The following is a 26,065-nucleotide window of genomic DNA, read 5'->3' as shown; positions in this document are numbered from 1 at the left end:
CCCATGAGCGACATGACCTTCGAGCGAATGATTTCCCAAATGACGCCGGCGATCTATCAGAGCCTGAAACAGGCGGTATCGCTGCGCAAGTGGCCAGACGGGCGGATGCTGACCCCCGAGCAGACCGAGCTTTGCATGGAAGCCGTGATGCGCTACGAGCATGAAAATAACGTGCCCGAGGACAGCCGTATTGGCTATCTCGAGCAGCGTACCTGCGGTGCGGCTGCCAGTGGTGCGGGGGTATCCGCGGAGATGGCGGGGCTTGCCCGGGATGCCAGTCGTGACTGAAGTGCTTGCCCACGGTTGTCTGTCCAAGATGGGGGTCGAACCCGACTCCCCCGCGCGCTACACCCTCAAGGCCGGCGAGAACCGTCTGCCGCTCAACGACTACCTGGGCCACACCCTGCGCCTCGAGTGGAGTGGCGCCATCGCCTGCACCCACTGTGGGCGAGCCACCAAGAAGAGTTTTGGCCAGGGGCACTGCTATCCCTGCTTCAAGCGCCTCGCCCAGTGTGACAGCTGCATCATGAAGCCTGAGCTGTGTCACTTCTTCGCGGGGACCTGTCGTGACCCACAGTGGGGTGAACGCTTCTGTTTTCAGCCCCATGTGGTGTACCTGTCCAATGCTTCCGGGCTCAAGGTCGGTATCACCCGCGGTACTCAGGTACCTACTCGCTGGCTGGACCAGGGTGCCATTCAGGCACTGCCCATTCTCGAGGTCGATACGCGCCAGCAGTCGGGCTTCGTCGAAGTGCTGTTCAAGGAGGAAGTCTCTGATCGCACCAACTGGCGAGCCATGCTCAAGGGCCAGGTCGAGGAGCTGGACCTGGTGGCCGAGCGTGATCTTTTGCTGGAGCGGCTATCGAGCGGGCTATCGAGCCTGCGTGAGCGTTTCAGTGCTGATGCCATCCGGGTGCTGGATGATAGCGTTCGGCATTTTGCCTACCCTGTACTGGAACATCCCACCAAGGTGACGTCGCATAACTTGGATAAACATCCGGTGGTGGAAGGTACCTTGATGGGCATCAAGGGGCAGTACCTGATGTTCGATAGCGGAGTGATCAACCTGCGCAAGTACACCGGGTACGAGATTTCCCTCGCTGCTTGAGGTTCCTCTGCCGCCTTGCCAGGATCGCCCCCAGTCAATGACGCGGTGGATGGTAAGAGCCAAGGAGAGGTGCCATGTACGTGCTGCATATTGCCAATCGTCAGATGTCATCCTGGTCACTGCGGGCCTGGCTGACCTTGCGCCAGCTCGAGATTCCCTTCGAGCTGGCCTTTCATCCGTTTGATGAGCAGGGCGACAGCTTTGACGCCTTTCGCCGCTTCTCACCCAGCGGCAGGGTCCCTTGTCTGCATGATGGCCATCAGGTCGTGTGGGACTCTTTATCCATTGTCGAGTATCTGGCTGAGCGCCATCCTGGCGTCTGGCCCGCTGACCCCGGGGCTCGGGCCTGGGCCAGAAGTGCCTGCGCCGAGATGCACTCAGGGTTTCTCGCACTGCGCGAGCAGTGCCCAATGCACTGTGCCTTGCGCGTCAGGCTCCATCAGCTGAGCCCCGAAGTGTTGCGAGATCTCGAACGTCTCAATGAGCTGTTTGAGGATGGCTTGGCGCGCTTTGGCGGTCCCTATCTCGGCGGCGGGGCGTTTTCTGCCGTGGATGCCTTCTTCGCTCCGATAGCCTTCAGGCAGCAGACCTACGATCTTCCCATGGAGGGTCAGGCACGAGACTATCTTGAGCGCCTGCGTGCGCTACCTGCGATGCAACAATGGCAAAGCGAAGCGCTGGAAGAGCCCTGTCGCGAGCCGAAGCTTGAAGCGCAGATCCGCGCCAGTGGAACCGTACTGACAGATCTGCGCTAACGGACGGCTAGCGTGCCTGTGCTGACCGGATTGTATAAACCAACCTATGCTTACTCACCTGTGCTGGCCGGACGGATGCGTCAGTCTTTTGAATCGGGTTCGCTGGCCTGCGCTGTTGGTGGCATCAGGTGCCTGGGCAGGTTCTGGCGTCTGGCATCTGTCCTCGGTCCATAGTAGGTCGACAGGTAGTCGAGAATGGTGTCTTCCATTTCCGGGTTGAATTGCCAAAGGCCCTGGGTCTCCTGCATCCAGTCAATCAGGTAGGCCCAGTGGTCGCGTGAGCCGCGATTCTGGGTCACCAGGGCGGCCGAGTGACAGACGGTGCAGTTGCCCTTGACCGTTTGCCAGCCTTCGCCCATCACGAAGCCGCTGTCAGGATCGATACCAGGTCCCTCATCGGCAGAAGCCACCGCCGACGTCGCCGGTCCATCGTCCTGGGCGGCTGCCGGAGCCAGGCCCAACGGGCTAAACAGTACCGGGCCGACCAGCAGGCTGACCAGCAGGCTGACCAGCAGTGGTCTGGCCTCCCTGCTCGCTAACGTGATACGTAACCCCATGCCTGTTCCCTCCCTCAGCCGACGTGAACCGCGATGCGATGGCAGGCGTTGTTGAGATAGCCCTTGGGATTCCATCCAGGGACCACCATGGGCTGCGACGCGCCGTGCTGGTCAACGGCCCTGGCCCAGACCTCGTAGTAGCCGGGTTCGGGGAACGCAACCTGGGTGCTAAAGCGCTGCCAGGCCAGGCGGTTGGGCGCGTCTCTCAAGCTGGCCTTGTGCCAGGTGGCGCCGAAGTCAATCGAGGTGTAGACCTCCGAGACGGACAGGTCACCGGCCCAAGCGTGGCCGCGCACCTCCAGCGGCTGGCCCTGTGCATGTTCGATGCCAGAGCGGGGATAGGTGATCAGTGACTTCACCGGCATCGACTGGATGGTGACAAAGTCCTCCTTGGCCACCTCGGTGCCCGGGGCCACTGGGTTGGCCGGTATGCTGTAGGAAGGTGGCGCCATCTTGGCCCCATCGTGCTTCTGATTGCGCACGACGATCTGCTTGAGCCACTTGCCCGATACCGAGCCCGGCCAGCCACCGCACACCAGACGCAGCGGGTAGCCATTCTGGTAGGGAATATCCTCGCCGTTCATGGCCCAGGCGATCAGCGACTCGTCCTCCAGGGCTTTTTCCATCGGCACTCCGCGAGAGATCGCCTCCTTGTCGGCGGCCCCGCTGGCATGGCGGTCGGCGCCGTAGTAGCCGATATAGACGGCGTCCCCGGCCACGCCGCAGGCTTCCAATACGTCACGCAGACGGACGCCGGTAAAGGTCGGGCAGGCCACCGCACCAGTGGTCCACTGATTGCCGCTGGCCGCAGGGACGAACTCGCTGCGACCATTGCCACCGCACTCGACCTGTAGTTGGTAGGTGTGCGCGGAGAAACGCTCTTGCAACTCGGCAATGGTGAAAGTAGTGGGGTTTAGGCATGACTCGCCGGTAATGTCCAGCGTCCAGGTGGCGGGATCGATCTCGGCTCGTTCCGGGGGCAGGCCGTTGTTGCGCACGAACATGTAGCGGGCCGGGGTGATGTCGTCGTCAAGCAGGTGGGCCGGTGTCTCGGCGTTGATCGGTCTGTCGTTGAGAACGATCAGCCCCTCCTTGCCTTCGATCTCGAAGGCCTCTTCGCTCTGGGCCAGGGCGGCGGGAATCAGCCCGCTCGGCATGTGCCTGGCGAAGGGGATGCTGGCGCCTAGTGCAGCGCTCATGGCCAGCAGGCTGGACCTTCGCAAGAAACCTCGTCGACTGACAGGGTCCGCTTCACGGCCCCAAAGAAGTCGGTCGGCTTGGATGGGGTCTTCTCGGTACAGGGCGTGCAGGCCCTTGGTGCGCCGGCGCATGGGGGCTCCTTATCGTTATTTGGTCTTTCGTTATGCCAGGGTGTTGTCAGAGTAGGCAGTCCCGCAGTGACCGGCCAGGCCAGTGGCGCATCGATGATGGAACCAGCATAGGACGAAGCGTCAGACGAAGTGGTTCTGCAGCACGAGGCGTTTGTGCAGCTAGAAGCGGTTCTTCAGCTAGAAGCGGTTCTTAAGTGAGGTCAGGCGAGATGGGCCGCGAACGCCGCCAGCAAGGGTGACATCGCAGAAGGTACGACAGTCAGAACAGTGACCCCTGCCGCTGGGGAGGCCTGAAGCTGGAGGTGTCCAGCGTCGTTTCATCGCGCTGTGGCAGGCCAAGGCGACGGCAGGCCTTACGGTAGCGCTGATCGAGCAGGTCGGCGAAGACCCCTTGGCCGCGCATGCGGTGACCAAAACGGCTGTCGTAGTCCTGTCCGTTGCGACACTGGCGAATCAGGCTCATGACCTTTGCTGCACGTTGTGGGTAATGGTGCTCGAGCCATTCTGCAAACAGTGGGGCGACTTCATGGGGTAGACGCAGCAGCATCCAACCTGCACTGCTGGCCCCCGCGTCTTTCGCAGCGCTCAGCAAGGTTTCAAGCTCATGGTCGGTCAATCCGGGAATGACCGGCGATATCAGGGCGCCGGTGGGGATGCCGAGAGCGGCCAGTTCGTGCAAGGTTTTCAGCCTTGCCTTGGGCGAGGCAGCCCTGGGCTCCAAGCGCCGTTTGATATCGTCATCCAGGCTGGTGAGGCTGATCATGACCTTGACCAGCCGCCGTCTCGCCAAGGCCTGTAACACCTCCTTGTCGCGCAGGATTAGCGTGCTCTTGGTGATCAAGGTGACCGGGTGTCGGCATTCCAGCAGCAGCTCAAGTAACGCCCGTGTAGAGCGGTACTCGGCTTCGATGGGTTGATAGGCATCGGTATTGCCGGACAGGTTGATGGGGCGGCAGACGTACTGTGGTTTGCACAGCTCTTCACGAAGCCGCTCCACCAATCCAGTTCGGGCGATCAGGCGTGTTTCGAAATCGATCCCGGGGGACATGTCCCAATAGGCATGACTTGGCCGCGCATAGCAGTAGATGCAGCCATGCTCACAGCCTCGGTAAGGATTGATGGAGCGGTCAAAGGGCAGATCGGGTGAGCGATTCCACGACAGGGCGCTCTTGGCAGATTCTGTTGCCGTTACCGTAGCGATGCGCTCGGGCATCGCCTCCTGCCACCAGCCGTCATGCTCCGCTTCGCTGCGGGTCGGGGCAAAGCGGTTGGCCGGTGAGAAGGTGGCACCGCGTCCCTTGATCGGATCCATCGGGTCTGATCCTCGGCCGTTTTCGATGGTCATAGGTTAGTAGATAACTGTTTTTATATCCAGTGTTTTGGCGCTCGCGATGGAAGGGAACACAACCGCAAGAGGCCGCCCAAGGGCGGCCTCTTGTTGGCTTACCAGGGAAGCGTTACTGCTTCGGCGTAAAGGAGCCGGCTTCCTGGCGCTGGGGGTATTCTTCAAAGGTGGCCATGAAGTCCGCCACGATCTTGCCTACGGGACCAAAGGCGTACATGCGACGCAGCTGCCAGTCGTCATAGTAGGAAGAATCCAGCGGGGCCGCCTCGAAGGGGTCCGCCTGCAGGTCGATCAAGAGCGGGGCCTTGAGCTGGGTCTGCGGACGCCGCCATGCGTCCATCCCCTCATGCTCCTGGATGCTGAAGTGGGCCTTGAAGCGATCGAAGCGCACGGCACCCAGCGAACCGTCATCGACGAAGGCGAAGAAGGTGTTGCGCGGCCATTCGCCGGCATCTTCGGCACCGGTAAGGTTAGGCAGCAGGTTGTAGCCATCGAGGTGGACGTTGAAGTCCTTGTCACCGGCGCTGTAGCCGTCGAGCAGCTTCTGCTTGATGTCGGGCTCACCCGCGGCGGCGATCAGCGTCGGGAACATGTCCTCCAGTGACAAGATCTCGTTGGAGACCTGTCCCGGTGCGATATGGCCCGGCCAGCTCATCATGAATGGAACGCGAATACCCCCTTCCCAGGTGGTCGCCTTTTCGCCGCGGAAGGGCGTGGTCCCGCCATCCGGCCAGGTAAACTTCTCGGCACCATTGTCGGTGGTGTAGACGATGATGGTGTTGTCATCAGCGCCCAGCTCTTCGAGCTTGTCGAGCAGGCGACCCACGAGAGCGTCATGTTCGACCATACCGTCGGCGTAGACACCCAGTCCGGTGCGGCCTTCGCTCTCATCCTTCAGGTGGGTGAAGATGTGCATGCGGGTGGTGTTGTACCACACGAACCAGGGCGTATCCGAGGCTTCCTGGCGCTCGATGAAGTCCTCTGTCGCGGCCAGGAATTCCTCATCGATGGTTTCCATACGCTGCTTGGTCAGCGGGCCGGTATCCTCGATCTGGCCATCGGCGGTGGAGCGAATGACGCCACGTGGGCCGAACTGCTCACGGAATTCTGGGTCACCCGGGTAGTCGGGGTTTTCCGGTTCTTCTTCCGCATTCAGGTGGTAGAGGTTGCCGAAGAATTCGTCGAAGCCGTGATTGGTCGGCAGGTACTCGTCGCGGTCACCCAGGTGGTTCTTGCCGAACTGGCCGGTGGCGTATCCCATCGGCTTGAGGATTTCGGCGATGGTGGGGTCTTCCGGCTGCAGGCCGAGGGGGTCCCCTGGCATGCCAATCTTGAGGAGACCGGTTCGCTTGGGTGACTGGCCGGTGATAAAGGCAGAGCGACCGGCGGTACAGCTTTGCTGTCCGTAAGCATCGGTAAAGCGGATACCTTCCTCGGCAATGCTGTCGATGTTCGGGGTGGTATATCCCATCATGCCGCTGTTATAGGCACTGGTGTTGAACCAGCCGATATCGTCACCCATGATCACCAGGATGTTTGGCTTGTCCGACGAATTGTCCTCTTCGGTAGCCGCGGCAGGCTGGATGCTTGCGGCAAGGCTGACAGCTGCCAGCGATGCCACCACGATGCCCTTCCAGGGCGTACTGGATACCGACGAATGCAATCTCATGATCACTCCTTTTCGTTAGCGTGTTTCAGTGCATGATGTGAAAACGGCTTGGTTACCGCGCTGGTGCTACGGTATCTCCGGGTCTTGCGACGCCTTGCCAGGTCTGGCGTCTTGAAGCGAGAGAGTAAGGTCCTTGTGTGTCATGGGAGAGGGGGCGCGCTTTCCCTAAACGCGACGCACTGAAGCATGCGCAAGGCATGCTTCAGTGCGTAAGGCGACTGCAGATCAGCATAGTTGCTGAATATCCTGTGTCGATATGACATTTCGGCAACTCCCTGATCATTATCAATGTTATGAGACATTTATGCCGGGCAGAGCGGCATTCCGCAGGCGCCAGCATCCGCTCGTGCGTGATCGCCGTGGGTTCGCATGTCTTCCAGATGGCGTTACTGCCGTCAGCAGCCGTTCGGTGGTCAGCTGGCCGTTTGAACGTGCGCTTCCAAGGATTCCCGAGGCCTGCAGCTGGAGTCTGGTGGCAGCGTCGAAGGGATGCGCTCCCTCAAGAGGGGCTGGCTGGGCGGAGCACAGGAGGGAGGTCGACTCAGGGCGTTGTACACGCCACTCAGGTGATGCAGAAGCCGTTGAGGCGATCTGCTAAGCTCGCCCTTTCGACTCCGCCGCTGTCGTCCGGCGAGCGGACCACTTGAAACGCCGCTGTATGCAGCGCTCCAGCCCACCGGATGATCTGACGTGCCCGAGCTGAACCCGCCCCCGACTCTCACCGAGCTGCTTGACAGCATTCTCCCCCTGGATCCTCTGGCACGGCAGCGCGCCTGCGCTCGTCTTGACCGTCTGACCAAGCCGCCGGGTAGCCTGGGCAAGTTGGAACACCTTGTGGCGGACCTGGCGGCAATGACCGGGCAGGCATTGCCGCGTGTCGACCCTCCTGCCGTCATTGTCTTCGCTGCCGATCACGGGGTAGCGGCGGAGGGCGTGTCGGCATTCCCTGCCTCCGTCACCGCGCAGATGGTGGCCAACTTTGCCCAGGGTGGGGCCGCCATCAATGTATTCGCCAGACGCCTCAAGGCTCGCCTGGAAGTGGTCGATGTAGGTGTGTCCACATCCTGCGCGGGAGTGGCAGGCGTTGTCGTTGATCGAGTCAGAAGCGGCACCGGCAATATCGCCAGGGAAGATGCCATGAGCCAGGATGAGGTGCTGGCTGCCCTGAACGTCGGTGTCCGCGCCGCGCAGCGTGCCACCGATCAGGGTGCCGGGTGCTTGATCTTGGGTGAAATGGGGATCGCCAATACCACCGCGAGCAGCGCCTTGCTGGCCGCCTTTACCGGGCTCTCGGTGGATGCCGTGACCGGACGCGGCACGGGTATCGATGATCAACGTCTACGCCATAAGCGTGAGGTCATCGGCAGGGCGCTGGCCCGCGGAACCGGGCGCACGGCACTGGATACCCTAGCGCGGTTCGGTGGGCTTGAGATTGTGGCCATGGCGGGAGCCTGCGTGTCCGCTGCGGCCAGTCGCACCCCGGTGCTGGTAGATGGTTTTATCGCCACGGTGGCGGCGCTCGCCGCGACGCGCCTGGCCCCCGGTGTGCGCGACTACCTGGTGTTTGGTCATCGCAGCGATGAAGCGGGGCATGGCGAGGCCCTGGCCGCCCTCGGCGGGGAGCCACTGCTGGCGCTCGGCCTCAGACTGGGCGAGGGCAGTGGGGCTGCCTTGGCCTATCCGCTGCTGCAAAGCGCCTGCGACATGCTCGCAGAAATGGCGACCTTCGATGATGCCGGCGTCGATGCGGGCCAATGAGTGTCGATGGCAGCGAAGGGAGTCGATGGGCCTCGATGAATGCAGCAAGCGAGTGGCAGGCGGTCCTTGCCGATAAGGCGCCGGAGGGCTTGTCCTGGTTTGAGCCACTGGGCCTGGCCCCCTTCAGCAGTGTTGGGCTCATCGTGGTGGTGCTGGCGCTGATCCTGGACCTGTGGCTGGGTGATCCTCGCTGGCTGCCACACCCGGTGGTGGGGATGGGACGCTTGATTGCCAAGCTGGAGAGCGTCCTCAATCGTGGCCGCCAGATAGGGCGTCGCCTCAATGGCATAGCGCTGGTGCTGATTGTGGTGGGGCTGGTGTGGGCCGCATCGGCGTTCGCCCTTGGCCTGGCAGCCTCCGTCAGCCCCTGGTGGGGCCTGGCGCTGGAACTGCTGTTGATATGGACGTGCCTGGCCTGCCGAGGATTGGTGCTGGCAGCGCGGCAGGTGGCGGTTCCTCTGATGGCCGGCGACCTGGCGAGCGCACGCCGGGCGGTGTCGGCGATCGTGGGGCGCGATACTCGCGAGCTCGATGAGACCGGTGTGACCCGCGCCTGCGTGGAGAGCGTGGCCGAGAACACCGTCGACGGTATCACCGCCCCCCTGTTCTGGGCGCTGGTAGGCGGAGCGCCGCTGGCGCTGGCTTACAAGGCGATCAATACCCTGGATTCCATGGTCGGCCACCGCAGTGAGCGCTACCTGGCGTTTGGCTGGGCAGCGGCGCGACTCGATGACCTGGTCAACCTGGTGCCGGCACGGCTGACGGCGCTGGCCATGTGGCTGGTCATGTGGCTGTTCATGTGGGTAGTCGTGTGGATAGTGCCAGCACCTCTGCGCGGCGACTATCAGGTGCATGGCAATGTACAGGGCGCGCTTGGTGCGACCCGCCGCCAGGCACCGTCTCACCCCAGTCCCAATGCGGGCTGGCCTGAAGCCATGGTGGCAAACCTGCTGGGGGTGCAGCTGGGAGGTATCAATCGGTATGGCGAGCAGGTCAGCCGGCGCGCCGTGCTCGGCACACCGTTGCAGCCACTGAGGCCTGCACACATCGCGGCGGCGATTCACTGTCTTTACGCCGGCACTCTGGGCAGCCTGATAGTGATGTCGTTGGCGATACTGGCTCTGGGGAGTGTGGCGTGAATCAGCGAGGGACGAAGGCGGACTGGCCCGAACATGGCGGGCAGGGCCTGGTGTTACTGCAGCGGCTCGGCCTTGCGGGGACCGAACCGCGGCTCGACCTCAGTGCCAGTCTCAACCCCCTGGGGCCTCCCGATTGGCTGGCCGATTGGCTGAAGGACAGTCTGGAGAGCGCCCGGCACTATCCTGATCCTGGCCACCCTGCGGCCTATGCGGCCTTGGCAGCGGAGCTGGGTGTTGGCGCTGATCGACTGCTGTTGACTAACGGTGGCGCCGAAGCCATCCACCTTGTCACCAGTGCGTACCGAGGTGGGCGCGCGCTGATCGTCGAACCCACCTTTGGAGAGTATGCGCGAGCTTGCGCGCTCAATGGCGTCGCCGTCGAGCGATATGAGCTGCATCCCGAGGGTGAGACGCTGGATATCGAACGGTTGACGTCTCTCCTGGACGCCTCCGCCGACAAGGTCGATCTGATATTCCTCTGTCGGCCCAATAATCCCACCGGTGCCTGCATGGCCCGCGAGGACGTTGTGACATTGCTAGAGGCGGCAAGACGCCGTGGGGCTCTGGTGGTGGTGGACGAAGCCTTTGTCGACTTTGCCGACCCTGGAATGTCATTGACGGCGCTGGTGGACCAGGGGCTGCCGCTGGTGTTGCTGCGCTCATTGACCAAATTTTACGCCCTGGCTGGCCTGCGCCTTGGCTACCTGGTGGCGTCGGCGAGCTGCTGTCGGCGGCTGCAGCGTTATCAGCCAGCGTGGAGCGTCAATGGACTGGCCAGTGCCCTGGTACCGACCCTTCTGGCGGATACCGACTTTGCCAGCAGGACGCGGGACTGGGTCATGGCCGAGCGTGCCTATCTGCCACTGGCGCTGGGCAGGCTTGGCCTGGTCGCCCTGCCGACCCAAGCCAACTTTGTCCTGTTTCGCCCGCCAGGGGCGCCATCCCGAGCAAAAGGTGAAGGCCTCGTCAGACACCTGGCGCGTGATGGCGTCTTGGTTCGTCACACCCACACCTTCGCTGGCCTCGACGGTGCCTGGGTGCGTGTGGCATTGCAGCAACGACAGGGCAATCAGCTGCTGATACGGCGGCTGGAAGAGTGGCGCGATTCGCCAGAGGCAGAGCGCTGGGGCAGCGGCGCATGATCGTCTTTATCGCGGGAGGCGTTCGCTCCGGCAAGAGTCGTGTCGCTGAACAGGCGGCTCTTGCGTTGCATGCTGACAGGCCCAGTAGCCAACTCTGGTATCTGGCGACGGCTCGCTCCAGTGACCGCGAAATGGCGGCTCGAGTGGCCCGTCACCGGGCCCGCCGTGATGGCCGCTGGCGCACCCTGGAAGCACCGCTGCAGCTGCTCGATCCCTGGCGTACCGTGGCTCCTGGCGATAGCGTCCTGCTGGATTGCCTGACCCTATGGACAAGCCAACGCCTGTTTGCCGACGGCATCGATCCCGGCTCAAGGCGCCAGGCAGCACGGCTTGCTCAGGCGGAGCTGGCGGCCGTACTGGCCGATGCGCGTCAGCGCGATATCCACCTGGTCGTGGTGTCCAACGACCTCAATGAGGAGCTACCTGCCCAGGATGCGCTGGTGCGCTGGTATGTGCGAGAACTGCAGCGGCTACATCGGCTGTTGGCACGTCGGGCCGACCGGGTGATCGAAGTGGTGGCAGGGCAGATGATTGAGTGGCCGGTAGTGGCCGGTAGTGGCCGGTAGTGGCCGGTAGTGGCTGGTAGTGGCCAAGACCAGTGATGCGACAGTGGCTCCCTGATGGCTTGGCCCGTACCTCTAACAGGACAGCGTGCAAGGAAGATGCGGCAGGAGAATCTGGTGAAAGACATGACAACACGCTGTGCGCCGATGCTGGCGGGTCTGGGGCTGGCGATCCAGTTTTTGACCCGGATACCGCTGCCGATCGCGATCGACTGGAATGACGCCAATCGGCGCTGGGCGGCACGTTGCTACCCGCTGGTGGGGCTCGCCATAGGCGGGCTAATGGCGTCGCTGGCGGCTGCCTCCAGTGCCTTGCCGGACCCGCTGAGAGCGCTGTTGCTGCTGACCCTGTGGGTCGGCGCGACCGGCGGGCTGCATCTGGATGGTGTCATGGACCTGGCCGACGCTCTTGGCAGCAACACCTCGCTGGAACGTCGCTGGGAGATCATGAAGGATCCCCAGGTGGGCAGTTTCGGCATCCTGGCACTGGTGTTTCTGCTGGCATGGAAGGCAGCACTGCTGTGGTGCTGGCTGGCGCTGGAGGCACCACTGTGGGCGCTGGTGGTACTGCCCGCCCTGTCCCGGGGGGCGGCGGTAGCGCTTCTGATCAGCGTACCCGCTGCCCGGCCCCGGGGGCTGGCCTATCAGTGGCAACAGGGGCTCTACTGGGGCGACCTCGCGCTTGCCTTGCTGCCCTGCCTGGCCTTGGTGCTGGTGGCTCCGTTGTTCGGGCTGCTGGGCATGGCGCTGGCCATGGGAGCCTTTACCTGGTGCTTTGGTCGCGGGATGATCCAGGCCTTTCGCGGTATCAACGGCGATATGCTGGGCAGCGCCATCGAAGGAGGAGAAGTATGGCTTCTGATAGTTGTCTCGAGCTGGTGGTGGTGCGCCACGGGCTGACGCAATGGAATCTCGACAAGCGGTATCAAGGTCAGCGGGATATTCCGCTGCTGATGCCCGACGCGCTTGGCGATATGGACCGCCTGCGGGATGAACTCGCCGATGAGGTCTTTGACGCGGTGGTGGCCAGCGACCTGACGCGCTGCTGTCAGACGCTCGCCCATATTGCCGAGGGGCGAGTCTGGCCCGCTCCACGGTTGGATCTGCGCCTGCGGGAGAATGACTTTGGCGAATTCGAAGGCCGCCAGTGGGAAGAGCTCAAGGATGACCCGGTGTACCGCGACTGGATCGACAGCGCCGGCGAGCTGGCCCCGCCGGGGGGCGAATCCGCCCAGGATCTGCGCGAGCGACTGGCGCTGGCGCTTGATGCGATCTTTGATGCCGCCGTCGAGGCGGGGCACCGGCGAGTGCTGGTGGTCACCCATGGCGGCGTAATCCGTGAACTCAGACGTGAGTTCGAGGGCGTCCCGTTCTGGCAGGGCGTCGTTGGCCAGGCGGCCGGGCGACGCTGGACACTGACCCGACAGGCAGGGGAGATCACATGCACGTCTTCCTCGGCGGTGCCCACAGTGGCAAGCACCAGCGAGTAGCAGAGCAGTACCCTGGCGCCCGCTGGTGTAAGGCGCATGAGTGGTTGAGCGGCAGCGTCGACGCGCTGGGTTCAGCGGAGTCGCTGGTCGTCTGCGACTGGTTGGACTGGCTGACCTGGGCGTTGCCCAGGGCTTCCGATCAGGAGTTGCAAGGCCAGTGGCGCGACGCCTTCACGCGGCTGCGCTCGGGGCCTGGTCCGCGTATCGCGATCGTGCAGGAGGTCGGGCGTGGCATCGTGCCCGTCGACCCCGAACAGCGTCGGCTGCGTGACCTGATGGGCTGGCTTGGCCAGGATGCCTGCCACCAGGCTGATTCGGTCACGTTGGTGCGCCATGGTCTGATGATGCCGCTGTCCGGTGCCCTTCCTTGATGCTGGGGGCATGCCGCCTGATCTGTGTCGTTGACGCCCGTCACCCGGGTTGCTAGCTTACGTCCACTCTCAGGTGCCCCAACCAACGTGCAGGACGGCCCCGGCGTCAGCCTTCATACTTCGCAAGGCGCGCGGGTCACGAACGTCAATAGACACGTGGGGTGAAACGGGAAGTCGGTGTGAACCCGGCGCTGCCCCCGCAACGGTGATCGAGTCAAGCGTGCTTCATCATGCCACTGTGCTGCCTCTAGACAGGCCACGGGAAGGCAAGCGCGCCAGAGCCACAAGGGTTCTGCTCGTAAGCCCGGAGACCGGCCTGAAGAGCCATGCCAAGGGGCGGTGGGGTCCCGGTGCACGGCATCTCTTGTTGCTGGCGCGTCTCGGCTGACCTCATGCCTTGACGAGCTGCCGGGTCATCGTCGTCAGCGACCGGCGATGATTCGACGACAGGCGTGCCAGCGCCACGTCCGGTTTCCCTCCCGCTCCTCGGCCTTCAAGGGTTCATGCCGTGCGGGGACGCGCGGCACCAAGGGATACACCGATGTCGTCTTCTTGCTCTTCTGCTGTTCCGTCAGTCCAGTGTCGTCAACGTTTGACCGCTCGCCATGCCGTGATGGTCGCTGGACTTGCCGCCGCCCCCTGGTTGCTGGTGGGGCAGGCCAACGCGCAATCGTCCACGTCTACCGTCTCCACAGCGTCTGAGTTCCCCGCTGTTTCTGCCGAATCTGCGTCTGCTGAAGCTGTCACAGCCGAGCTTGATCCTGTGGTCGTTTCTGCGACGCTGACGCCGCGCACGGCCAGTCAATCGCTGTCCTCGGTCAGTGTCATCGACGAAGAGACGCTAAGGCGCCGCGATCCGGTCAGCATTCCCGACGCCCTGCGTGGCGTGCCCGGTGTTGACGTGTCCACCAGCGGTGGCTTTGGCAAGCAGGCCAGCGTCTTTATTCGCGGAACCGACAGCTCCGCTACTGTGATGATGATCGACGGTATCCGCCTGCGCTCCGCCACCACTGGAGCACCTGCCTGGCAGTACCTGGAGCCGCGCATGTTCGAGCGCATCGAGGTGGTACGTGGGCCCCGCGGTGCGCTCTACGGCGCCGACGCGGTGGGCGGGGTGGTACAGCTGTTCACCGACAAGCCCGATGAACAGGGGCCGACGCCCAGCGTCCAGATCGGTACCGGCTCCTTCAATACCCAGCGAGCCTCGGCCAGTCTGTCGGGCCGCGAGGGCGGCACCTCCTACCAGTTCAGCGCCACCCGCCTGGACAGCGACGGCACCGAGATCCGAGACGGTGGCGACGACAAGGGCTATGACAACACCTCGGGCCTGGTCAGTCTGTCCCACACCTTCGATAGCGGCACACGCCTCGGGTTTCTTGGCCTGCGGGCCAGCGGCAACAACGAATACGAAGGCGGCGATTCGGACTACGTTCAGCAGGTAGCGGGGGTCTACGCCGAGGTGCCGGTGACCGATATCTGGTCGTCGCGCCTTACCCTGAGCGAGGCCCGCGATGAGCTGGAGTCACATTCTGAATCCTATGGCACTTCGGTAATCGATACCGAGACGCGTACCGCGCGTTGGGACAATACCTTGCTGCTGGGCGCCCATGAGTTGATCGCCGGCGCCGAGTATCAGGAAGATAGGGTCGATGGCACCACCGAGTACCAAGAGACCAGTCGCGACAATATGGCGGTGTTTGCCCAGGCATTGATGGACTTTGAGCCATTCTCGCTGCAGGCGGGCCTGCGTCACGATGACAATGAGGCGTTCGGCGATGAGGTCACCGGCCACCTGGCGCTGGGCTACGCCCTCGACGACCAGCACACCCTGCGTGCCAGCTATGGCACCGCCTTCCGTGCCCCGACCTTCAACGACCTGTACCTTCCAGAGTTCTTCAATTACAGCAATAGCGACCTTGACGCCGAAGAGTCCGAAACCTGGGAGCTTGGTCTGCGCGGCCAGTACCAGCGAATGTTCTGGGATCTGGCGCTCTACCAGACCAACGTCGATGATCTGATCGCATCGGGGGACGACGGTCTGGTCAACGTGGATGAGGCTCGAATTCGTGGGGTCGAGCTTGCCACCGGGCTCGAGCTCGACCAGTGGACCCTGGCCGCCAGCGTCGCCTATACCGACCCGGAAGACCGCGACACGGGCAAGCAATTGAGAAGGCGCGCCAGCCAGACCCTGCGCCTGGACGCCGATCGCCAGCTGGGTGACTGGAATCTGGGGGCCTCCTTCGTCGCCCAGGACCACCGCTACAATGACGTCGACAACGATGAACGCCTGGCCGGCTACGGTACCCTGGACCTGCGCGCGGGCTGGGCCTTTGCGCCGGATTGGAAAGCCAACCTGACGCTCGAGAACGTCTTAGATCGCGAGTACGTGACCGCGAGCAATGGCACACTCTGGGACTACGAAACCCCCGGACGTGCCGCCTACCTGAGCGTTGGCTTCAACCTGTGATCATCCGCCGCGCGCTTGTCTCGGCCAGCGCTGGCCTGGTGCTGTCGGCGCTGACCAGTGCCGCCATGGCGTCCTCCTCTCCCGACGGGGACGGCGACATCTGCGTGGTTGATGACACCGAGCGGAAGCTATGCCTGGCGTCGCCTGCCCAGCGCATCGTCGCGCTGTCGCCCAGTGTGACGGAGCTTCTGTTCGCCGCGGGAGCGGGAGAGCGGGTGGTGGGTGTCGTCAGCTTCAGCGACTATCCGGAAGCGGCCCGCGAGCTGCCTCAGGTAGGCAGCTACGACCGCCTTGATCTGGAGGCCCTGCTGGCGCTGGAGCCGGACCTGGTGGTGGCCTGGGCCGGGGGTAATCCCGGCCAGCAGGTGGATCGCCTGGAGGCATTCGGTCTGCCGGTGTTCCGCTCGGACGCCTCGGACTTCGAGCACATCGCCTCGACGCTGGAGCGCTTCGGCCGCCTGGCCGGTACCCAGGACACCGGAGATGCCGCGGCCCGCAAGCTGCGCGACTCGGTGGCGTCGCTCAGCGCGCGCTATAGTGACTCGCCGCCGGTCGAGGTCTTCTATCAGGTATGGGAGAAACCGCTGATGACCGTCAACGGCGAACACTGGATCAGTCGCGCGCTGGCACTCTGCGGCGGCGTCAATCTGTTTGCCAGCGAGGCGCCATTGGTGCCTCGCCTTTCACGGGAGGCGGTGTTGGCGGCGGACCCGGAGGTCATCATTACCGGAGGCATGGGCAAGGCCGATTCCACCTGGCTGGATGCCTGGCGAGCCTGGCCACAGATGACCGCGGTGGCTCAAGACAATCTGTTCTTCATCAATCCGGACCTGGTGCAGCGGGCCACGCCGCGGCTGGTCGAGGGAACACGCAGGCTGTGCGACCACCTGGAGACAGCACGTGAACGGCGCTAGAACGCTCAGCTCCCGCACCTCCCGACGGCGACCGCTGTGGGCTTTGCTGCTGGTGGGTGTGCTGGCTTTGCTGCTGGCCGTATCGGTGGGCAGTGTCGCGCTGTCGCCGCTGGAGTTGTGGCAGACCCTGCTCGGACACGGTAGCCCTCTGCACCACACGCTGGTGTGGGAACTGCGCCTGCCGCGTGCCCTGGCGGCCTTCGGGACTGGCGCGCTGCTGGCGCTGGCGGGTGCCTTGATGCAGGTGCTGTTGAGAAATCCGCTGGCAGACCCCTATGTGCTGGGTCTGTCGGGAGGCGCGTCAGTGGCTGCCCTTGGCGCCATGCTGGCCGGTCTTGGCGCTGCCCTGGTGTCGCTATCCGCCTTTGGCGGTGCCCTGATATCGATTCTGCTGGTGTTTGGCCTGGCCCACGGCAGCGGCAGCTGGTCGCCGGCAAGGCTGCTGTTGACGGGGGTGGTGATGGCGTCCGGCTGGGGCGCCATTATCACCTTCCTGCTGGCGGTCAGCCCAGTAGAGGAACTACCCGGCATGCTGTATTGGCTGATGGGAGACATGGCCTACGCGCGCAGTCCCTGGCCGGTACTGGTGGTGGGCGCGCTGGCCGGAGCCGTGCTGGTACCGCTGGGCAGGACCCTGAACGTACTGGCGCGTGGTGGCCAGCAGGCGTTGGCGCTAGGCGTTGCCGTGCGTCCTCTGGAATGGGGACTGTATCTGGGCGCGAGCCTGGCCACCGCCACGGCGGTGACCACGGCCGGTGCGGTGGGCTTTGTCGGCTTGATGGTGCCCCATATGTTGAGGCTGCGCTTAGGCGCCGACCAGCGGCTGATACTGCCGGCCTCGTTGCTGGCCGGTGGCGCCTTGCTGACGCTGGCAGATACCCTGGCGCGCATCCTGATCGCCCCTCAGCAACTGCCGGTCGGGGTGATCACTGCGCTGGTCGGGGTCCCGAGTTTTCTGTATCTGCTGCATCGAAGCCGCGGCTGAGGAGCGCTGATGACCACCTCGAACTCATCTGCACAGGCCCACAGGTCAGCTCCGCGACATGAGGCAGGGAGGTCTGCGGACAGCGATGTCGGCAAAGGCCTGGCCTGTTCCGACCTGGTCATCGATGTGCCGGGGCGCTCGGGCGGCCAGCCCATGTCGATGGTGTTCGAACCCGGCAGCCGCTGGGGCATCCTCGGGCCCAACGGGGCCGGCAAGAGTACCCTGCTGCATACACTGGCAGGGCTCAAATCGCCGAGGAGTGGCAGCGTGACGCTGGCCGACAAGGCGCTCCCTCGTTGGCGCCGCCGCTCCTTGGCCCAGCGCCTGGGCGTCGTCTTTCAGGAACGCCACGACGAATTTCCCGCCACGGTGCTGGAGACCGCCTTGATGGGGCGACATCCCTTCCTGCGCGCCTGGCACAACGAGTCCGAAGACGATATCCAACGCGCCTGGCTGGCGCTGGAGCGCCTGGACATCGCTCACTTGGGGGGGCGACTGTTGTCGTCCCTGTCCGGGGGGGAGCGCCAGCGGGTCAGTCTGGCGACAGTGCTGACTCAGGACCCGGATATCTGGTTGGTGGATGAGCCCACCAACCACCTCGACCTGCATCATCAGGTCGGCACCATGTCACTGCTGCACGAGCAGGCAAGCCATGGCGCCGCGGTGGTGATGTGCTTGCATGATCTTAACCTGGCAGCACGCTGGTGTGATCACCTGTTGCTGCTCTATTCCGATGGCAGTGCCTGCTGGGGGCCAAGTGACGCCATGCTGGTGCCAGCCGCCCTGGAGCGGCTGTACCAGCAGCCACTCAGCGTTGTTGAAGTCGACGGCGCCTGTGTCTTCGTGCCTCGCGTTGCCTCTGCCCCATGCTCCTTGAAACCGACACAGGGAAGGCCCCATGAGTCTGACGACACCTCCATCACGACACGTTGATCCCGAGCGCCATGCCCGGCGCATGGAAGCCAAGCAGCGCATCATGAACGAGCGCATCGCCCGTGCCGACAAGGAGCAGGGCGTGCTGCTGGTGTTGACCGGGCCTGGCAAGGGCAAGAGTTCCTCCGGCTTCGGCATGCTGGGTCGGGCCCTGGGCCACGGCATGAAGGTGGCGGTGGTGCAATTCATCAAGGGCGCCTTCTCTACCGGCGAAGAGGCCTTCTATCGTCGCCAGCCTGGCGTCACCTTTCACGTCATGGGAGAGGGCTATACCTGGGATACCCAGGACCGACGCCGTGACGTGGCCGCTGCCGAAGCCGCCTGGGACAAGGCCAGGGAATTGCTGGCGGACCCTGATATCGCGCTGGTGCTGCTCGACGAGCTGAATATCGCGCTGCGCCACGGATACCTCGATCTTGACCGGGTACTCGATGACCTGCAGGCAAGGCCACCCATGCAGCATGTGGTGGTCACGGGCAGACATGCACCGCAGCCACTGATTGAACTGGCCGATACCGTGACCGAGATGAAGGTCGTCAAGCACGCATTCAAGGAGCAGGGCATCAAGGCGCAGAAGGGCATCGAATTGTAGGGTGGCCGAACCGCAGTTCCTGGGTGTTGTGGAAGAGTGCGTGGGAAAGTGCGCGGGAACGGAGAGGGAAGGGTGTAATGGCAACGTTGATGATTCAGGGCACCACGTCGGATGCCGGCAAGACCACAGTGGTGGCGGGGCTATGTCGCGCGCTGGCCCGTCGTGGCGTCAAGGTGGCTCCCTTCAAGCCTCAGAACATGGCGTTGAACAGCGCCGTGACCGTGGATGGCGGAGAAATCGGTCGCTCGACGGCACTGCAAGCCCAGGCCGCCGGAGTGGCCGCCCACTCGGACATGAATCCGGTACTGCTGAAGCCTGAGAGCGACAAGGGCGCTCAGGTAATCCTGGCCGGCCAGGTACACGGCAGCATGGCGGCCCTGGACTACCACGCGTACAAGAGCACTGCGCGCCAGACCGTACTGGACTGCCACCGTCGCCTGGCCGAGCGCTTCGATGTGATTATTGCCGAGGGGGCGGGCAGTCCTGCGGAGATCAATCTGCGCGAGGGAGATATCGCCAACATGGGCTTCGCTGAAGCCGTGGACTGCCCCGTCCTGTTGGTGGGGGATATCGATCGCGGCGGCGTGTTCGCTCAGCTCTGTGGCACCCTGGCGCTGGTCAGCGATACTGAGAATGCGCGTATCAAGGGGTTTGTGATCAATCGCTTTCGCGGTGATATCGGGCTGCTGGAGCCGGGGCTCGACTGGCTGTCCCAGCGTGAAGCACGGCCGGTGCTGGGCGTTTTGCCCTATCTTCAGGGGCTGTGGCTGGACGCCGAGGACAGTCTGTCCCTGGAACAGGCACTCGATGAACACGAGGGGGAAGCGCTCAGGGTGGTGGTGCCTGCGCTGCCACGCATCAGCAATCACACGGACCTGGATCCGCTGCGGCTACACCCAGGCATCAAGCTGAGCCTGGTGGGTCCGGACCAACCACCGCCTCCGGCCGATGTCATCCTGTTGCCGGGCAGCAAGAACACCCGCGCCGACCTGGCTTGGCTGCGCCGCCAGGGCTGGGAGGCGCGAATTCGCCGGCATCTTCGTTACGGTGGTCGAGTGCTCGGCATCTGCGGAGGCTTTCAGATGCTGGGGGAGTGGATCGACGACCCCGACGGAGTCGAGGGCGAGCCGGGCGGTGTCGCAGGACTCGGCTGGCTTGCCATGACCACGACCATGCTACCTCGCAAGCAGTTGAAACAGGTCAGCGGTCGGATTGAACACGCCGGTGGGCACCGCAGTATCCACGGCTACGAGATTCATCAGGGAGTGAGTCGAGGTCCGGCATTGTCCCGGCCCCTGCTGCGGCTGGAAGGCCGTGACGAGGGCGCCGTCAGCGAGGATGGCCAGGTCATGGGCACCTATCTGCACGGACTGTTCGATGGGCCCGATGCCTGCGAGGCGCTGCTCGCCAGGCTCGGACTTGACCCGCAGGCCCAGCGGCATGTTGACCTCAATGCCCACCGGGAACAGCAGCTCGATCGCCTGGCGGATGCCATCGAACAGCACCTGGACATGGATGCCCTGATGCGACTGCTGCAGTAATGCGGGGCCCGGCGAATTAATCGCAGCCACCACCGCCGCTATCACCGCCACCTCCGCCACTGTCACCGCCGCCACCTCCGCAGCTGTCACCGCTGCTGCCTCCGCCATCACCGCCAAACCAGTTGGCGAAGAAGGAAGCCCCTGCGTCCCGGCGGATAGCGGTGTCAACGGCAGTATCAGAGCCTTCGTGGCGGCTGGTGTGAGTCTGCGATGTAGGATGGGGCTGTGAATGATGAGCGTGGCTTGTCGGACTGCTGTCGGAGCTCAGTTCTGCGACGCTATCGACATTCAAAGCCTGCTCGTCCCACTCCAGCTTGGCCTTGCGTCGGCGCTTCTGAATGACATTTCGAATGACATTGAAGAGATAGATAAGGAGGGGGATCGCAATCATCAGGGTGATGGCGATCTCAAGGACAATCATCATGGTGACAGGTTCTCGTTGTTGGAGACCCTATCCTAAACAGACGGAGAACACTGGATCAGCGGTAGATGGAAGGCGTTATCGAACGGGGTTAAAAGACAGCTGTCGATCAAGCGACTTGCCGGCGATGCCTCGGCGATACGGGGAAGGCACTCCGGTACGGTTCAGGACAAGGATGCTGCCGTTATCGCTCGATGCCCGGATATCAGCGTGATTCGTTTGCAAAGGATGTGATGATCTCCAGCACCCGGTCGGGTTGCTCACGGTGGGGTACATGGCCGCATTCCTCCAGAATCTGCATCTGGCAGGGACCGGCTGGCAGTTCGGCGTAGCGGCGGGGCTGGGCTTCGGAGCCATACTCATCTTGATCACCGTGCAGAACCAGCACCGGACAGGTGATCTGGGCCAAGCGGTCATCCAGCGTCCAACCTCGGAAATCGGGATCCAGCCAGGTGTCGACCCAGGCGTCCAGCACCCAGCGGGCCTTGGCGCCATGGTACTTTTCGAGTCGTTCCATCTGGCCGGGCCGAGCGAAGGCATCGCGGGCCTCGCCAATGCCGGTAAGAGTGCGCGGTTCCACAAAGGCTTGTGCGGCCATGGTGATCAGCCCATGGCAGTCACGGTAGCGAGCCGCTATCGCCGCCGCCATGGCTCCGCCCACGCTGTGCCCGACAAGGATGAAGCCCTCCAACCCCAGTGCTCGGTGTACCGCGGCGAAGCCTTGATGCGCTTCGTCGGTGACGAAGCTGTGGGGCAACTGCCCAGGATGTGCGCTGGACTGGCCGAAGCCCAGGCGGTCGTAGGCGATGACCTCGCGACCGGTCTTCCGGCATAGCCTTTCGGGAAAGTCCCGCCACAGCGCGATACTGCCCAGTGAGTCGTGCATCAGCACGAGTGGCACCCCAGTGGTGTCACCGCCGGGATGCCAACGTGCTACCTCAAGACCCGCTGACTCGGCTGAGGAGGCGAGTGTATCGAGACCCTGGTGCAAGGGGATCGTCATACGTTGGCGGCGGAAGGTCTGGGGGCTAACGGGGGCATCGCTGTTGAGCATGTCGAGGCGCTCGCTGGTGGAAGGCTGGTCCTACCATAGCGAGCATGCCCCAGGTTTGCCAAGCAAGCGCTTGGTTGAGTCGTGCTCTCTTGTCGTGATCTCGCGTCTTGCTTTCATGAGTCTCAGGCGACGCTTCCGCCGGTTCAGGTGGCGACAGGAGGACTCAGAAAACGGCCGGGATCATCGGAGATGACGCTGGTCACCCCCCAGTCCCAGTAGCGCTGGAAGGCCAGGGGGTCATTGGCGGTGTAGCAAAGGAGCGCGGTGCCGCTTTCTACCACCTCTCGGGCGCGGGGTTCCTTCAATTTCTTCCAGTCGCAGTGAAGGCTGTAGGCCGTTATCGCCTCGACGTCTTGGCGCCACCCCTTGCCCACCTTGTCGGTAAGCACGCCCAGTGCCAGGTGTTCTGCTGAAGCGATGCTGCGGGCATGATCCAGCGCGGCCGGGCTGAAGGACGAAACCAGGCGCCTGTCGTAGGGCAGGGCTTCCATCAACCGGGGAATCACCGATTCGGCCAGCGCTTCGGGGTCGCGGCCACGAGTGATCTTGAGCTCCAGGTTGACCGCCATGTCACGGCGATCCAGCAGATTGAGCATGTCGTCGAGTGTCGCCATGCGTTCCCCGCGAAAGCGCTCTGCGTACCAGGCGCCTACATCGTACTCCTGTGCCTGCTCCAGTCTCAGCTTGGCCAGCTTGCCGCGACCGTTCGAGCAGCGACGCATTCCCGGGTCATGCCAGATCACCGGGGTTCCGTCGCCGAGCAACTGCACGTCGAGCTCCACCCAGGTAATACCGGCCTCCCATGCCAGCTGCACGGCACTCAAGGTGTTCTCCGGGGCGTGGGCCGATAGTCCACGGTGGGCCATCTGGCGGGGCAGCGCCAGAGGCGGCAAGCTTCGGTGAGTCATGGGCTCTCCTTGTCTGGCGTGGCGGCAAGACCATCGCAAAAGGCAGCGCCACGCAATGGGCCGATGATCCGCTGACGGCGTTGCCATCCGGCGTCGTCGGCTTGATGCCTGGTCATCGTGACATATAAAGATGACCGATTGAGGAAGCCACTGGCCATGATCCTCGAACGCGGTCAGGACTCCAGCGAGAGCGTCAAGAATATGCTAGTCTCGCGGCTTTCGATGTAGGCTCCAGCCGTCCAGTCTTGCACGGTTGTGGCGCCCAAGGTATCAGCAATCAGAGGTCAGTGATGAAGGTCGTCAAAATCAACCAGCCCCAGCAACGAGAGGCCTGCCTGGCTCGCCTGTGCGCAGAAGCCTACGGGCACCAGGCGGGCATCGCACCGCTGGTGACCTTCGCTGGCGTGATCGGGGTCTTGTTCAAGCAGGAAGCGGCCCGGCTGATCGCGCTGGTCGACGATCAATCGCGCCCCGTTGCGCTGGCCTTGCTGGTCAGTGATGAAGCGGGCACCAGCATGAACGTGGCACAGCTGACCTCGCTGGACCCGGACGCAGATACCGCGGGAGACAAGGGCGATGCGCCCAAGAAGAAAACCCTGAATCCGGCGCTGCGCCTGGTTGCCGAGCTTGCGCTACGCGCACCGCTGCGGGTGGATGTGGTCAGCGACGCACAGAAGGCGGAATTTACCGCTGCGGGGATCCAGCGTTGGTTGCAGGGCCCGGGTGGACTGCAGATCGGACTGGGACCGAAGCATCCGGCGACCAGTCTGGATAATCTGCCGCGGACCTTGAGTGTGGACGACGCTTCTGTGGTGGCGAACTTCAAGCAGGACAAGGCCTTGTTCGAAGACTACAAGAATCGCTTTGTGCGGGGGCTTGAGAGCTTTCCGCAGACCCTGTAGCCAACTTGTCGGTTCACCCTAAAGCGAACGCTGTAGCGGGAATCATGTCCTGCACCCTCTGACGGGCGGGTCGGCGCTCACCGGGCAAGGTGGTTGTTGATCCGCTCACTGGCACCATGAACGGAGGAAGCCCGGGTCGCGCCGGCAGAGGCTCCAGGGTGGCCCTGGAGCCGGAGGCAGGCCGCTGTCGACGTTATGTCGCAGGCGCGCGGGCTTAGCCTTCGCTCAGGCTGAAGCTGCCCTTCATGATCGAAGAGTGGCCGGGGAAGGAGCAGAAGAAGGTCAGGTCCTTGTCGTCCAGCCCTTCGGTGCTGAAGGTGATTTGCGTGGACTCTCCGCCGCCGATGACATCGGTGGCAGCCACAATGCGGTCATCGTCAGGCAGGTAGTTGTTGTCGAGCCCCGCCTGCATCCCCGCGGAGGCAATCTCCTGATAGGCATCGCTAGGTGCCAGCACCCAGTTGTGGCCCATGACATTCTTGGCCATGGTTCCGGAGTGCGTCAGCGTCAGGCTGACGGTCTCGCAACTCGCCGGTACGCTCATCTCGCTCTTGTCGTACTGCATCTGGTCGGTACTGTCGATCGTCAGCTGGCACTCCTCGGCCACCTCCGACTGGGCGGCGTCGTCAGCCCAGGCCCCACCCGCGACCGTCATTAGCGCGGCAGAGCAGGACAGCAGGGCAGCAGCAGAAATCAGGCTCTTCTTCATGTTAGCAATCTCGTCAGTGGGAGACGTCAGTGCGCCTTTCTCAGTGGACTGAACAGGGCCTGGCGGTCGTCGCATGAGGTTAAGGTCCATGAACGGCGATCCATCGCGGTGGTTCTGCCTCTGTGCAGCGCGTTATTCATGTATGCATTATAATGTCGATAATGTATACAGTTTGATGAGTGTCGATAACATCTGTTGTCTTGTCAAGGCGAAGTGAGAGCGGCGCTTCGCTTTGCCCACACAACCTGGTGTGGGGTGTACCCTCAAATGCCGCCCGGCAGAGGAAGATGGAAGACATTGGGCTTGACCCCACTCGCGCATAGCGCTTGACTGGGCGTACATCCCGTTAGCAGTGTAAGGAATCTTTTCCATGGCCAAGCGGATTCAGTTCGCTCGTACCGGTGGTTCAGACGTACTGGAACTGGTGGATACGCCCACGTCGGCCCCCGGACCGGGTGAAGTGCGCGTTGCCAACGAGGCGGTCGGCCTCAACTTCATCGATATCTATTTTCGTACCGGACTCTACCCGGCGCCATCGCTACCCTCTGGGCTTGGCACCGAAGGGGCAGGCGTGATCGATGCCGTGGGTGAAGGCGTCGAGCATTTGCAGGTCGGGGATCGCGTGGCCTATGCCCAGGGGCCTCTGGGCGCCTACGCCGAGTTGCATACCCTACCGGCCGACAAGGTCGTGGCCTTGCCCGAAGGCATCAGCTGCGAGACCGCCGCCGGGGCCATGCTGAAGGGCCTGACCGTGCAGTACCTGCTGCGCCAGACCTATCCGCTGCAGGGCGGTGAGACCATTCTGTTCCATGCCGCCGCCGGTGGCGTGGGTTCCATTGCCTGCCAATGGGCGAAGGCGCTTGGGGTCAAGCTCATCGGTACGGTCAGCTCCGACGAGAAGGCTGAGCTTGCCAAGCGTAACGGCGCCTGGGCCACCATCGACTACACCAAGGAAGACGTGGTGGAGCGTGTGCGTGAGTTGACGGGCGGTGCCATGGTCGACGTGGTCTATGACAGCGTTGGCAAGGACACTTGGGAGACGTCGCTCGACTGTCTGAAACCGCGAGGCTTGATGGTCAGCTTCGGCAACGCCTCGGGGCCGGTGGAAGGCGTCAATATTGGCATCCTCAACCAGAAGGGCGCGCTGTATGTGACGCGTCCCAGCCTCAATGGCTACGCGGATACGCCTGAGCGGCTGCAGGACATGGCGGATGAGCTGTTCGATATGATCGAGAGCGGCCAGGTGAAGATTGATGTGGCCCAGCGTTTCTCGCTGGCAGAGGCGGGCAAGGCCCAGGACGCGCTGGCCTCACGCAAGACAACCGGCTCGACGGTGCTGCTGCCCTGAGAGTCCCTCGCGCTTGACGGCGATCGTCGGGCGCAGGCAGCGAGTCCGCGTGGCGGGCTCGCT

Annotated in this window: 26 protein-coding genes and 1 riboswitch; of the genes, 18 read left to right on the top strand and 8 right to left on the bottom strand. The window is 63.4% G+C overall.

The genetic code is table 11. The annotated features are described in order from the left end of the window. Positions 1-3: 3 nt before the first annotated feature. From KUV86_RS19400 to KUV86_RS19390, 3 genes are all read left to right on the top strand, one after another. On the top strand, positions 4-288 hold the full coding sequence (locus tag KUV86_RS19400) for a YeaC family protein (protein ID WP_206943524.1): 285 nt from the start codon (positions 4-6) through the stop codon (positions 286-288). Continuing rightward, entirely contained in the window at positions 272-1,108 is an 837-nt protein-coding gene (locus tag KUV86_RS19395; protein ID WP_374107044.1) for a DUF2797 domain-containing protein, read from the top strand. Before KUV86_RS19400 ends, KUV86_RS19395 begins: the two co-directional genes overlap by 17 nt. A 74-nt stretch (positions 1,109-1,182) precedes the next feature. Further along, positions 1,183-1,863: a glutathione S-transferase family protein gene (locus KUV86_RS19390; protein WP_222486264.1), complete on the top strand. Its 681-nt coding sequence runs from the start codon at positions 1,183-1,185 to the stop codon at positions 1,861-1,863. Positions 1,864-1,943: 80 nt separating this feature from the next. Here the strand turns inward: KUV86_RS19390 and KUV86_RS19385 are convergent, their stop codons facing one another. From KUV86_RS19385 to KUV86_RS19370, 4 genes are all read right to left on the bottom strand, one after another. Beyond that, positions 1,944-2,420 carry a hypothetical protein gene (locus tag KUV86_RS19385; RefSeq protein ID WP_222486262.1) on the bottom strand — a complete coding sequence of 159 codons (477 nt, stop codon included), beginning with the start codon at positions 2,418-2,420 and terminating at the stop codon, positions 1,944-1,946. Between the two features lie 14 nt (positions 2,421-2,434). Next, positions 2,435-3,751 carry a sulfite oxidase gene (locus tag KUV86_RS19380; RefSeq protein ID WP_222486260.1) on the bottom strand — a complete coding sequence of 439 codons (1,317 nt, stop codon included), beginning with the start codon at positions 3,749-3,751 and terminating at the stop codon, positions 2,435-2,437. Positions 3,752-4,010: 259 nt separating this feature from the next. Further along, complete coding sequence (locus tag KUV86_RS19375; protein ID WP_222486258.1) at positions 4,011-5,063, bottom strand: PA0069 family radical SAM protein; 1,053 nt, start codon at positions 5,061-5,063, stop codon at positions 4,011-4,013. 145 nt (positions 5,064-5,208) lie between these two features. Further along, positions 5,209-6,765 (bottom strand): arylsulfatase, encoded by a 1,557-nt coding sequence (locus KUV86_RS19370; protein WP_222486257.1) that lies wholly within the window; start codon positions 6,763-6,765, stop codon positions 5,209-5,211. Between the two features lie 690 nt (positions 6,766-7,455). On the opposite strand from KUV86_RS19370, the gene cobT reads away from it, so the two are divergent. From cobT to KUV86_RS19305, 13 genes are all read left to right on the top strand, one after another. Beyond that, on the top strand, positions 7,456-8,523 hold the full coding sequence (gene cobT / locus KUV86_RS19365; RefSeq protein ID WP_409996350.1) for a nicotinate-nucleotide--dimethylbenzimidazole phosphoribosyltransferase: 1,068 nt from the start codon (positions 7,456-7,458) through the stop codon (positions 8,521-8,523). Between the two features lie 35 nt (positions 8,524-8,558). After that, positions 8,559-9,662: an adenosylcobinamide-phosphate synthase CbiB gene (gene cbiB, locus KUV86_RS19360; RefSeq protein ID WP_222486254.1), complete on the top strand. Its 1,104-nt coding sequence runs from the start codon at positions 8,559-8,561 to the stop codon at positions 9,660-9,662. Continuing rightward, positions 9,659-10,804, top strand: a complete 1,146-nt coding sequence (gene cobD / locus KUV86_RS19355; protein WP_222486252.1) for a threonine-phosphate decarboxylase CobD — start codon at positions 9,659-9,661, stop codon at positions 10,802-10,804. Before cbiB ends, cobD begins: the two co-directional genes overlap by 4 nt. Further along, the gene (locus tag KUV86_RS19350; protein WP_222486250.1) at positions 10,801-11,370 is read left to right on the top strand and encodes a bifunctional adenosylcobinamide kinase/adenosylcobinamide-phosphate guanylyltransferase; all 570 of its coding nucleotides are present in this window, start codon (positions 10,801-10,803) and stop codon (positions 11,368-11,370) included. Before cobD ends, KUV86_RS19350 begins: the two co-directional genes overlap by 4 nt. A gap of 123 nt (positions 11,371-11,493) precedes the next feature. After that, the gene (locus KUV86_RS19345) at positions 11,494-12,267 is read left to right on the top strand and encodes an adenosylcobinamide-GDP ribazoletransferase (RefSeq protein ID WP_261397730.1); all 774 of its coding nucleotides are present in this window, start codon (positions 11,494-11,496) and stop codon (positions 12,265-12,267) included. Then, positions 12,219-12,857, top strand: a complete 639-nt coding sequence (locus KUV86_RS19340) for a histidine phosphatase family protein (RefSeq protein ID WP_222486248.1) — start codon at positions 12,219-12,221, stop codon at positions 12,855-12,857. The genes KUV86_RS19345 and KUV86_RS19340 overlap by 49 nt, the downstream gene beginning before the upstream one ends. Beyond that, the gene (locus KUV86_RS19335; RefSeq protein WP_222486246.1) at positions 12,809-13,228 is read left to right on the top strand and encodes a bifunctional adenosylcobinamide kinase/adenosylcobinamide-phosphate guanylyltransferase; all 420 of its coding nucleotides are present in this window, start codon (positions 12,809-12,811) and stop codon (positions 13,226-13,228) included. The genes KUV86_RS19340 and KUV86_RS19335 overlap by 49 nt, the downstream gene beginning before the upstream one ends. 116 nt (positions 13,229-13,344) lie before the next feature. Then, positions 13,345-13,563: riboswitch (cobalamin riboswitch) on the top strand. Between the two features lie 206 nt (positions 13,564-13,769). Further along, positions 13,770-15,695, top strand: coding sequence for a TonB-dependent receptor domain-containing protein (locus tag KUV86_RS19330; protein ID WP_261397719.1), 1,926 nt, complete (start codon positions 13,770-13,772; stop codon positions 15,693-15,695). Further along, positions 15,692-16,609, top strand: coding sequence for a cobalamin-binding protein (locus KUV86_RS19325; RefSeq protein WP_315901006.1), 918 nt, complete (start codon positions 15,692-15,694; stop codon positions 16,607-16,609). Before KUV86_RS19330 ends, KUV86_RS19325 begins: the two co-directional genes overlap by 4 nt. After that, positions 16,596-17,594: a FecCD family ABC transporter permease gene (locus KUV86_RS19320; RefSeq protein WP_222486244.1), complete on the top strand. Its 999-nt coding sequence runs from the start codon at positions 16,596-16,598 to the stop codon at positions 17,592-17,594. The genes KUV86_RS19325 and KUV86_RS19320 overlap by 14 nt, the downstream gene beginning before the upstream one ends. 9 nt (positions 17,595-17,603) lie before the next feature. Then, the gene (locus tag KUV86_RS19315) at positions 17,604-18,527 is read left to right on the top strand and encodes an ABC transporter ATP-binding protein (protein ID WP_222486242.1); all 924 of its coding nucleotides are present in this window, start codon (positions 17,604-17,606) and stop codon (positions 18,525-18,527) included. Beyond that, positions 18,493-19,119 (top strand): cob(I)yrinic acid a,c-diamide adenosyltransferase, encoded by a 627-nt coding sequence (cobO, locus tag KUV86_RS19310; protein WP_222486240.1) that lies wholly within the window; start codon positions 18,493-18,495, stop codon positions 19,117-19,119. Before KUV86_RS19315 ends, cobO begins: the two co-directional genes overlap by 35 nt. Positions 19,120-19,196: 77 nt before the next feature. Continuing rightward, complete coding sequence (locus KUV86_RS19305; protein ID WP_222486238.1) at positions 19,197-20,660, top strand: cobyric acid synthase; 1,464 nt, start codon at positions 19,197-19,199, stop codon at positions 20,658-20,660. Between the two features lie 16 nt (positions 20,661-20,676). Here KUV86_RS19305 and KUV86_RS19300 read toward each other — a convergent pair whose 3' ends face one another. The 3 genes from KUV86_RS19300 to KUV86_RS19290 form a co-directional block, all read right to left on the bottom strand. Beyond that, complete coding sequence (locus tag KUV86_RS19300) at positions 20,677-21,084, bottom strand: hypothetical protein (protein ID WP_222486236.1); 408 nt, start codon at positions 21,082-21,084, stop codon at positions 20,677-20,679. A 202-nt stretch (positions 21,085-21,286) separates the two neighbouring features. Further along, positions 21,287-22,135 carry an alpha/beta fold hydrolase gene (locus KUV86_RS19295; RefSeq protein ID WP_261397718.1) on the bottom strand — a complete coding sequence of 283 codons (849 nt, stop codon included), beginning with the start codon at positions 22,133-22,135 and terminating at the stop codon, positions 21,287-21,289. A gap of 143 nt (positions 22,136-22,278) precedes the next feature. Continuing rightward, positions 22,279-23,043, bottom strand: a complete 765-nt coding sequence (locus KUV86_RS19290; protein WP_206943493.1) for a glycerophosphodiester phosphodiesterase family protein — start codon at positions 23,041-23,043, stop codon at positions 22,279-22,281. A 290-nt stretch (positions 23,044-23,333) separates the two neighbouring features. Between KUV86_RS19290 and KUV86_RS19285 the strand changes: the two genes are divergently transcribed. Next, positions 23,334-23,945 carry a hypothetical protein gene (locus KUV86_RS19285; protein ID WP_222486234.1) on the top strand — a complete coding sequence of 204 codons (612 nt, stop codon included), beginning with the start codon at positions 23,334-23,336 and terminating at the stop codon, positions 23,943-23,945. Positions 23,946-24,159: 214 nt separating this feature from the next. Here the strand turns inward: KUV86_RS19285 and azu are convergent, their stop codons facing one another. Continuing rightward, on the bottom strand, positions 24,160-24,654 hold the full coding sequence (gene azu / locus KUV86_RS19280) for an azurin (protein WP_224907462.1): 495 nt from the start codon (positions 24,652-24,654) through the stop codon (positions 24,160-24,162). 370 nt (positions 24,655-25,024) lie between these two features. Here azu and KUV86_RS19275 point away from each other — a divergent pair, with 370 nt between their 5' ends. Then, complete coding sequence (locus KUV86_RS19275; protein WP_206943491.1) at positions 25,025-26,002, top strand: NADPH:quinone reductase; 978 nt, start codon at positions 25,025-25,027, stop codon at positions 26,000-26,002. Positions 26,003-26,065: the final 63 nt, after the last annotated feature.

Origin of the sequence: Halomonas sp. DP8Y7-3 (genome assembly GCF_019801675.1) — a bacterium.
GTDB classification, from domain to species: domain Bacteria; phylum Pseudomonadota; class Gammaproteobacteria; order Pseudomonadales; family Halomonadaceae; genus Halomonas; species Halomonas litopenaei_A.
The sequence above is the reverse complement of the archived record's forward strand: the minus strand, read 5'-3'. Positions and strand labels throughout refer to the sequence as shown.

Excerpts from the sequence above, each read along its gene's own strand:
- KUV86_RS19390 (WP_222486264.1), top strand. The coding sequence starts at position 1,183 with ATGTACGTGCTGCATATTGCCAATCGTCAGATGTCATCCTGGTCACTG.
- KUV86_RS19350 (WP_222486250.1), top strand. The coding sequence starts at position 10,801 with ATGATCGTCTTTATCGCGGGAGGCGTTCGCTCCGGCAAGAGTCGTGTC.
- KUV86_RS19290 (WP_206943493.1), bottom strand. The coding sequence starts at position 23,043 with ATGACTCACCGAAGCTTGCCGCCTCTGGCGCTGCCCCGCCAGATGGCC.
- cobO (WP_222486240.1), top strand. The coding sequence starts at position 18,493 with ATGAGTCTGACGACACCTCCATCACGACACGTTGATCCCGAGCGCCAT.
- KUV86_RS19330 (WP_261397719.1), top strand. The coding sequence starts at position 13,770 with ATGTCGTCTTCTTGCTCTTCTGCTGTTCCGTCAGTCCAGTGTCGTCAA.
- KUV86_RS19345 (WP_261397730.1), top strand. The coding sequence starts at position 11,494 with ATGACAACACGCTGTGCGCCGATGCTGGCGGGTCTGGGGCTGGCGATC.
- KUV86_RS19300 (WP_222486236.1), bottom strand. The coding sequence starts at position 21,084 with ATGATGATTGTCCTTGAGATCGCCATCACCCTGATGATTGCGATCCCC.
- cbiB (WP_222486254.1), top strand. The coding sequence starts at position 8,559 with ATGAATGCAGCAAGCGAGTGGCAGGCGGTCCTTGCCGATAAGGCGCCG.
- KUV86_RS19295 (WP_261397718.1), bottom strand. The coding sequence starts at position 22,135 with ATGCTCAACAGCGATGCCCCCGTTAGCCCCCAGACCTTCCGCCGCCAA.
- KUV86_RS19335 (WP_222486246.1), top strand. The coding sequence starts at position 12,809 with ATGCACGTCTTCCTCGGCGGTGCCCACAGTGGCAAGCACCAGCGAGTA.
- KUV86_RS19370 (WP_222486257.1), bottom strand. The coding sequence starts at position 6,765 with ATGAGATTGCATTCGTCGGTATCCAGTACGCCCTGGAAGGGCATCGTG.
- KUV86_RS19315 (WP_222486242.1), top strand. The coding sequence starts at position 17,604 with ATGACCACCTCGAACTCATCTGCACAGGCCCACAGGTCAGCTCCGCGA.
- KUV86_RS19380 (WP_222486260.1), bottom strand. The coding sequence starts at position 3,751 with ATGCGCCGGCGCACCAAGGGCCTGCACGCCCTGTACCGAGAAGACCCC.
- KUV86_RS19305 (WP_222486238.1), top strand. The coding sequence starts at position 19,197 with ATGGCAACGTTGATGATTCAGGGCACCACGTCGGATGCCGGCAAGACC.
- KUV86_RS19285 (WP_222486234.1), top strand. The coding sequence starts at position 23,334 with ATGAAGGTCGTCAAAATCAACCAGCCCCAGCAACGAGAGGCCTGCCTG.
- KUV86_RS19375 (WP_222486258.1), bottom strand. The coding sequence starts at position 5,063 with ATGGATCCGATCAAGGGACGCGGTGCCACCTTCTCACCGGCCAACCGC.
- KUV86_RS19395 (WP_374107044.1), top strand. The coding sequence starts at position 272 with ATGCCAGTCGTGACTGAAGTGCTTGCCCACGGTTGTCTGTCCAAGATG.
- KUV86_RS19400 (WP_206943524.1), top strand. The coding sequence starts at position 4 with ATGAGCGACATGACCTTCGAGCGAATGATTTCCCAAATGACGCCGGCG.
- azu (WP_224907462.1), bottom strand. The coding sequence starts at position 24,654 with ATGAAGAAGAGCCTGATTTCTGCTGCTGCCCTGCTGTCCTGCTCTGCC.
- KUV86_RS19275 (WP_206943491.1), top strand. The coding sequence starts at position 25,025 with ATGGCCAAGCGGATTCAGTTCGCTCGTACCGGTGGTTCAGACGTACTG.
- KUV86_RS19385 (WP_222486262.1), bottom strand. The coding sequence starts at position 2,420 with ATGGGGTTACGTATCACGTTAGCGAGCAGGGAGGCCAGACCACTGCTG.
- KUV86_RS19340 (WP_222486248.1), top strand. The coding sequence starts at position 12,219 with ATGGCTTCTGATAGTTGTCTCGAGCTGGTGGTGGTGCGCCACGGGCTG.